The sequence below is a fragment of the Tychonema sp. LEGE 07196 genome (assembly GCF_963890365.1).
In the GTDB taxonomy this organism is placed as follows: Bacteria; Cyanobacteriota; Cyanobacteriia; order Cyanobacteriales; family Microcoleaceae; genus Microcoleus.
In genome coordinates this window covers 21,661-28,483 of sequence record NZ_CAWPRX010000014.1, presented here as the reverse complement: position 1 = coordinate 28,483, position 6,823 = coordinate 21,661, and the positions used below count along the sequence as shown (strand labels likewise).

Genomic DNA, 6,823 nt, shown 5'->3' with positions numbered 1-6,823 from the left:
CCCCCTCTTTCTTTCTACTCCTTGGATTGGGGCGGCGCTAATAGCATTAAATCCCCAAACTATTGCCTGGGGGCGGACTGGCGTTTCAGATATGCTATTAGTCGCCTGTATGTGTTCGGCACTTCTGGCATTTTTCCTCGGTTACACCTTAGAAGAACAGAGACAAAAAGCAGAATTTTCCACAGTTTCTGCATCGATATTTCCCAATAAGTGGTATCTGACTTGTTACGTACTAATTGCCCTAGCAATTCTGGCTAAGGGGCCTGTGGGAATTGTCATACCAGCGCTGATTATTGGTAGCTTCGGGCTGTATTTGGGAAATTTTCGACAAATTTGGCGAGAAATGCGTCCGGTGTCGGGAATCTTGATTATTCTGGCGATCGCCCTGCCTTGGTTCGTTCTGGTTATTTTAGCCAACGGTCAAACTTATATTGACAGTTTTTTCGGCTATCACAATTTCCAGCGTTTTACTGAAGTAGTCAACAAGCACTCAGCGCCTTGGTATTTTTACTTTTTTGTAGTGCTGCTTGGTTTTGCACCTTGGTCGATTTATTTGCCGGTGGCGATCGCCCGCACCCGTTTTTGGCAGCGCAGTTACTGGCGCCGTCAACCGCGAAGAGATCAATTAAGTTTATTTGCCCTATTTTGGTTCGGCTGCATCTTTGGCTTTTTCACGATCGCCGTCACCAAATTACCCAGTTACGTATTGCCTTTACTGCCCGCCGCTGCCATTTTGGTAACGCTGCTGTGGAGCGATATTATTGCAGGTAACGAACCCAAAACCAGGCCTGGAAAGTTAGAAAAAAAACCGAATTCTTTACCGCGAGGGCTGTTAGTCACATACATTTTCAATGTCGTATTTTTACTAATTGTAGCCGGAGCAACTTTCTACTGTTACCACTGGCTCGGAGACGACCCGGCAATGCCCAATTTTCCCCAAGCACTTCAGCAGTCGGGATTGCTGATTGTGGGCGGTTCGATTTGGATAACTGCTGCAGTGGCGATCGCACTTTTGCTCTGGAAGCGGAAACAGCGCTGGATTTTGGTTGCTAACTTCATCGGCTTAGTAGCATTTATCATCTTTGGTCTCACTCCCGTCTACAATTTGGTCGATATCAACCGCCAGTTACCTCTAAGACAGTTGGCGCAGGTTGTTGTGCAACAAAAACTGCCGGGGGAAGAGTTTATTATGGTTGGTTTCTGGAAACCAAGTCTGGTTTTTTATACCGAAGAACCCGTGACTTACTACCGATCTCTCAAAGGGGCGCTCGATTACCTTAAGGACTCTAAAAACCCCACTTCTCCCTCTATTTTGTTGCTGGGATATCCCGAAAAATTTGTGCAATTGGGATTGCAGCCAAATCAATATCAATTGTTGGACAGTCGGGGCGCTTACCAACTCGCTAGGGTTCCGAGAACAGCATTTCGATAGTATAGAACCCATTTGACATCTTTGAGTTTTTGGGTTGGGTGACGATAAATATAGAGAGCAACTGGTTTTTGAGATTTACGAAAGGGGCGAGAAACCGGGTTTCTATGAGTTTTTGGTTGGGTGACGATAAATATAGAGAGCAACTGGTTTTTGAGATTTACGAAAGGGGCGAGAAACCGGGTTTCTATGAGTTTTTGGTTGGGTGATGAGAAATATAGAGAGAAACCCGGTTTCTGAGATTTACGAATAGATATCAAATGGGTTCTATATTTTCATGCGAGTGCGGTGAGCCGATTTATATGGTGTGAAAGTAGGGGCAATCCCCCCTGGTTGCCTCGGAATTTGGATATGGTGCGTCTACGACTGTAAAAGCTATAATCTAGTCACTACCTAAAACCCGAAGTTCGGAGCCGATAATGGTTTCAATTCTCAACAAACTCTCCTCGTTAATCCATGAGATTTGCATTGAAAAGGTCGATCGGTGGAAGTTGTTCAAATTTAGTGAATCGCTCCAACAGCGAATGGAACAATTGTTAGAGAAGAAGAAGGCAGATCGACTAATGGCAGAAGAGGCAGCGGAACTCGACGCTATTGGGGAATTAGATCGCATCTTTACCCATATCAATGCAATGATGGCGGCTCAAGATGTCAGAAAGGGAACGATCGCTCATAATTAAGGGTAGTTTAACAGCATTCCAAGATCGTGTTCGGACTACGCTCAACTTGCCTGAAACAAGCGATAATGGATAGGATGCCATTTTTAATTGTAAAAGCGTGGTAGCCATGACTGAGTTACTCGATCGCGCGTTAGCCAAGTTGAAAACATTGTCTGCCAGCGAGCAAGATGCCCTCGCTTCCATGATTCTGGAAGAACTTGAAGACGAGATGCGCTGGGATAAAGCATTCTCCGGTTCCCCAGATGTTCTTGCTAAACTCGCAGCTACCGCAATGGCTGAGTATCGTGCAGGTAAAACCCAAGAACTCGATCCAGAAATATTGTGAAGTCAGTTGGATGGAGACACTGTAATCTGGTTTTGGGTTGGTTCGCACACAGACTACGATAGATTGCTAGGGCAGTTGTAGCAGTGTCTGCAGCCCGCCAACATCATCTAGAAAACTGTATTTAGACAGGTGGAAGATTATGATTCCAATCAAGGAAGCTCAAAAGCAGTTGCAGCACTTGATCGATTCGGTAAGTGAGTCGCATCAACCGATCGCCCTTGGACAGACTAGCAATGCAGTGTTATTGTCTGAATCTGACTGGGCATCGGTACAGGAAACACTGTATCTTCTCTCAGTGCCGGGAATGCGGGAATCGATTCGAGAAGGAATGGCAACACCAATTGAAGAGTGCGATCGCCCTTGAGACTGGTAACTAGGCCCACCATACGTGCCATAATCAGCGATATTATCTGGTACGCGATCGCCCGAAACTATGGATGCGCTAATCGGCAAAAGTTTACAAGGTGGAAAATACACCCTAGAAAAAGAACTGGGGCGGGGTGGCTTTGGGATTACCTTCCGGGCCAATCACCGCTACTTAGGACAGCCCGTAGTCATTAAAACCCTCAACGAATCTCTGCGGCGCGATCCAAATTTTGCCGAATTCGATCGCAAGTTTCAAGACGAAGCGAGGCGGTTGGCTTCCTGCATCCATCCGAATATTGTCCGCGTCAGCGACTTCTTTGTCGAAGACGGGCAGCCCTACATGGTGATGGACTACATTGCCGGTCAGAATTTGGCCGAGGTAGTCGGTGGAAACAATCCCCTCCCAGAAAATCTGGCAATTCTCTACATCACTCAAATTGGCGCTGCTTTGAAAGCAGTTCATCAAAAAGGCTTGCTGCATCGAGATGTCAAGCCACAAAACATTCTCCTGCGCCAAGGTACCCAAGAAGTCGTGCTGATCGATTTCGGCATTGCCCGCGAGTTTACAGCAGGTGCAACCCAAAATCACACTAATATGGTGTCCGACGGCTACGCGCCGCCAGAACAGTATTTCGCCCAAGGAAAATATACCCCCGCCACAGATGTTTACGGTCTGGCCGCGACGCTTTATACTCTGCTGACAGCACAAGTGCCAGTGGCTGCAATTCTCCGTACCAGCCAGCCGATGCCTTCACCCCGCGACTTGCGGCCTGAGTTAAGTACGACTGTCAGTCAAGCAGTGATGCGGGGGATGACTGTAGAAGCTCAAAATCGCCCTGGTAGCGTGGATGAGTGGCTGGGTCTGCTGCGCGGGCAGTCGCCGGACACTGGGCCGACGGTGGCGGTGATGCCGGGACATGGCGCTCAGTCGCCTGCAAATGTGAGAACAGCGCCTGCTGTGGTGTCTTCTGGGGGCAGCAATCGCAAGATTTGGTTGATTTTGGGGTTCGTGGCGATCGCCCTGTTAGTTGCAGGTTTGGTCGGTGTTGCTAGGGTTTTCCTCAACCGGCAACCTTCCGAACCCGCACCGGTAGCGAAGGACGATCGCACTTCGGCCCCTGCAGATCCAGACGCGCGCGTCAACCCCGCACCAATTCCCACACCCGCACCAACTCCAACTCCAACTCCCAGAGAAACTCCGCCGCCTGCTGGTGAAACTCCCGCCCCTGCTGAAACTCCAACTCCCACCCCTGCAGAAACTCCTATCTCGCCAACACCAGCCCCAGGCCCAACAACGGCAGGGGAAGGCGCGGAGACACAACCCCCAGAAGAACCAACCGAAAAACTTGTTGATAAGGAGTTGCCGCCCGATCGATCGCCCGCACCCAGCGACCAACCGACAACCAGCAATCGGAGGAATCCCGCAATCCCCGGATATGCCGTTGGTACGCCGGAAAGTCAGATTTTAGCGGAATTGGGACAACCCACGGACTCTCAAGGTCGGGGCTATTGGCCCAATACTCGCACCGCACTTTACGAAATATTGCCGAACCGAATTACTCTCGGCTACATTTACGATCGCGATTCCGACAAATTAGTCCAAACAGAGGGTTCTTTTGCCCCGTCGGTGGACGATTTGGTAGTCAAAACCGCCTTAAACGGGATGGTGGGCGGCGCAAGCCGGGAGATTTTGCAGGGGTTCCGAGATGTGCAGCAGCGCCGGACTAATCGGTTTACATTTAGGAAGGGTTCGCTCGAAGGGACGATCGAACGCAACGAGCGCGATCGGATTTACATCGGCGTTTGGGACGAAAATTTGCATTAGGAATCTCGCACGGGTGTGGAGAAACCGGGTTTTTTAACGAAAATATTCGCTAAAAACCCTCATTCTCCGTAAAAAACCCGGTTTCTTGGTTTGGTAGTGCACCCAAAACTATTGGTAAAACAATCCAAAATCTAAAATCCCCCATCCAAAATCTTCAATCCAAAATCGATTGACGTTAAACAAAATATTCGCTATGATAAGAGAACACGAGGGGCTGTAATGGTTTCGACAGGGTGGCGAAAGCTGCTCCGTGATGCAGGTCGAGAGGGAGTCTACTCTCGCTAATATCGGCTCAAACAAAATAGTAAATGCGAACAACATCGTTCCTTTCGCTCGCAAAGCCGTAGCTGTAGCCTAAAAACTTCTTGAGCTCGGTTTAGAGTGTATGCCGCTTAACTCCGTTAACAGCAGCATAACAACCCCCAACGGATGCCCTAGCTAAACGTTTCTAGTCGTCTAGCCGGGAAAGCAATCACTAGAAAATCCCCCCATTTGGGATAAAGATGGTTCCCGCCCCGAGGATTAGAGGGGATAAACCTGTGAACGATCGGAAGGTAAATACCCATTTTGGACGGCAGTTCGATTCTGCCCAGTTCCATCGAAAAAGTGACGTAAAATCAATGGTTCAAGCCATTTGAAAGGCACTTTACAACATTAAAACGGCCCGCGAGTTAACTCGCGGGCCGTTTTGTTTGGGCTATATCTCGCTCAGAGGACTAAACAACCACGGGTAGTCCAGAAACCGGGTTTTTGCCAAAATACTTCGTTACAGATGGCAGAAACGCATAAAAACCCGGTTTCTTTGGTATTTATGCGTCTAGCACTAAACAGCTTTCCTGTCAACACTCAACAGCCAACAGTCAACCATCAACCATCAGTTACCGCTCATTAGCCAAACTGGGATCTCAGATAATTAGAACTTTACCCCGTCCGTGCGTTCTGCGGGGCCCTCGGACGATATACTTATAGGCGGTAAAGCATTAAAAATCTTTACAAAGACCCGCTCCCTAAGCCTGCTCCTACGAAGGACTGGTGAAAAATTATATGGCGATCGCTCATTGATCTGGAAACATGAACCCAGGAATTGACTTACAAGGAAGTTTCGTAGAAGCCCTGATCGATTTGGGCTTACCGGCGGACATCGCCCAAGTGCTTTGGCTACCTTTGCCGATGGTACTGATGGTTGTCGGTGCCGTCTTCGGGGTACTTACTAGCGTCTGGCTGGAGCGGAAAATTTCCGCTGCAGCTCAACAGCGGATCGGCCCGGAATTTATCGGCCCTCTGGGAGTGCTAGCACCCGTTGCCGACGGGCTGAAGTTGGTATTCAAAGAAGACATTGTACCGGCAAAAGCTGACGCGCTGCTGTTCACGCTCGGGCCGGTCATTGTCGTGATTCCAGTGTTTTTGTCCTACTTGATCGTCCCCTTCGGAGAGCATATGCTCATCGCCGACATTGGGACAGCAATATTTCTCTGGATTGCTCTTTCTAGCATTCAGCCGATCGGCTTGCTGATGTCGGGCTATGCTTCTAACAACAAATACGCCCTCCTCGGCGGACTCAGAGCAGCCGCTCAATCCCTCAGCTACGAAATTCCCCTAGCTTTGGCAGTATTGGCAGTGGTGATGATGTCCAACAGCCTCAGTACGATCGACATCGTACAGCAACAAGCCAGCTACGGCATCCTCGGCTGGAACGTCTGGCGACAACCCGCAGGTTTCCTAATTTTCTGGATCGCAGCCCTCGCAGAATGCGAACGGTTGCCCTTCGACTTGCCGGAAGCAGAAGAAGAATTGGTAGCAGGATATCAGACTGAGTACACAGGCATGAAATTTGCTCTGTACTACATCGCTTCCTACGTTAACCTCGTCCTTTCTTGCCTGCTAGTAGCCGTTCTGTACCTCGGCGGCTGGGAATCCCCGATTCCTGTCGGAGTCCTCACCAATGCCCTGGGATTGAGCGAAACGACCCCTTGGTTGCAGGTACTTACAGGCTTGCTGGGCATTACAATGACCATGCTGAAAGCCTACTTTTTCCTGTTTCTGGCAATTCTGCTGCGATGGACTCTACCGCGAGTTCGGATTGACCAATTGCTCAATTTGGGATGGAAGTTTTTGCTTCCGGTTGCTTTAGTCAATTTGCTATTAACCGCAGCTTTGAAACTTGCCTTTCCCTTTGCTTTTGGCGGTTAATTGATAAT

At 49.1% G+C, this 6,823-nt stretch carries 6 protein-coding genes and 1 other RNA gene; all 7 read left to right on the top strand.

Going from position 1 to position 6,823, the window contains the following annotated elements; all coding sequences use genetic code 11:
- The coding region (locus AACV78_RS02095; protein WP_194074372.1) for a glycosyltransferase at positions 1–1,432 on the top strand (1,432 nt) is incomplete at its 5' end.
- A 416-nt stretch (positions 1,433–1,848) separates the two neighbouring features.
- Positions 1,849–2,109 (top strand): hypothetical protein, encoded by a 261-nt coding sequence (locus AACV78_RS02090; RefSeq protein WP_194011074.1) that lies wholly within the window; start codon positions 1,849–1,851, stop codon positions 2,107–2,109.
- 106 nt (positions 2,110–2,215) lie between these two features.
- Complete coding sequence (locus tag AACV78_RS02085) at positions 2,216–2,434, top strand: hypothetical protein (protein WP_194011075.1); 219 nt, start codon at positions 2,216–2,218, stop codon at positions 2,432–2,434.
- A gap of 139 nt (positions 2,435–2,573) precedes the next feature.
- Positions 2,574–2,798: a type II toxin-antitoxin system Phd/YefM family antitoxin gene (locus AACV78_RS02080; RefSeq protein ID WP_194011076.1), complete on the top strand. Its 225-nt coding sequence runs from the start codon at positions 2,574–2,576 to the stop codon at positions 2,796–2,798.
- Between the two features lie 69 nt (positions 2,799–2,867).
- Positions 2,868–4,625, top strand: coding sequence for a serine/threonine protein kinase (locus tag AACV78_RS02075; protein ID WP_194011077.1), 1,758 nt, complete (start codon positions 2,868–2,870; stop codon positions 4,623–4,625).
- Between the two features lie 210 nt (positions 4,626–4,835).
- Positions 4,836–5,226: a transfer-messenger RNA gene (gene ssrA / locus AACV78_RS02070) on the top strand.
- 470 nt (positions 5,227–5,696) lie between these two features.
- Entirely contained in the window at positions 5,697–6,815 is a 1,119-nt protein-coding gene (gene nuoH, locus AACV78_RS02065; protein WP_194011078.1) for an NADH-quinone oxidoreductase subunit NuoH, read from the top strand.
- Positions 6,816–6,823 lie beyond the last annotated feature (8 nt).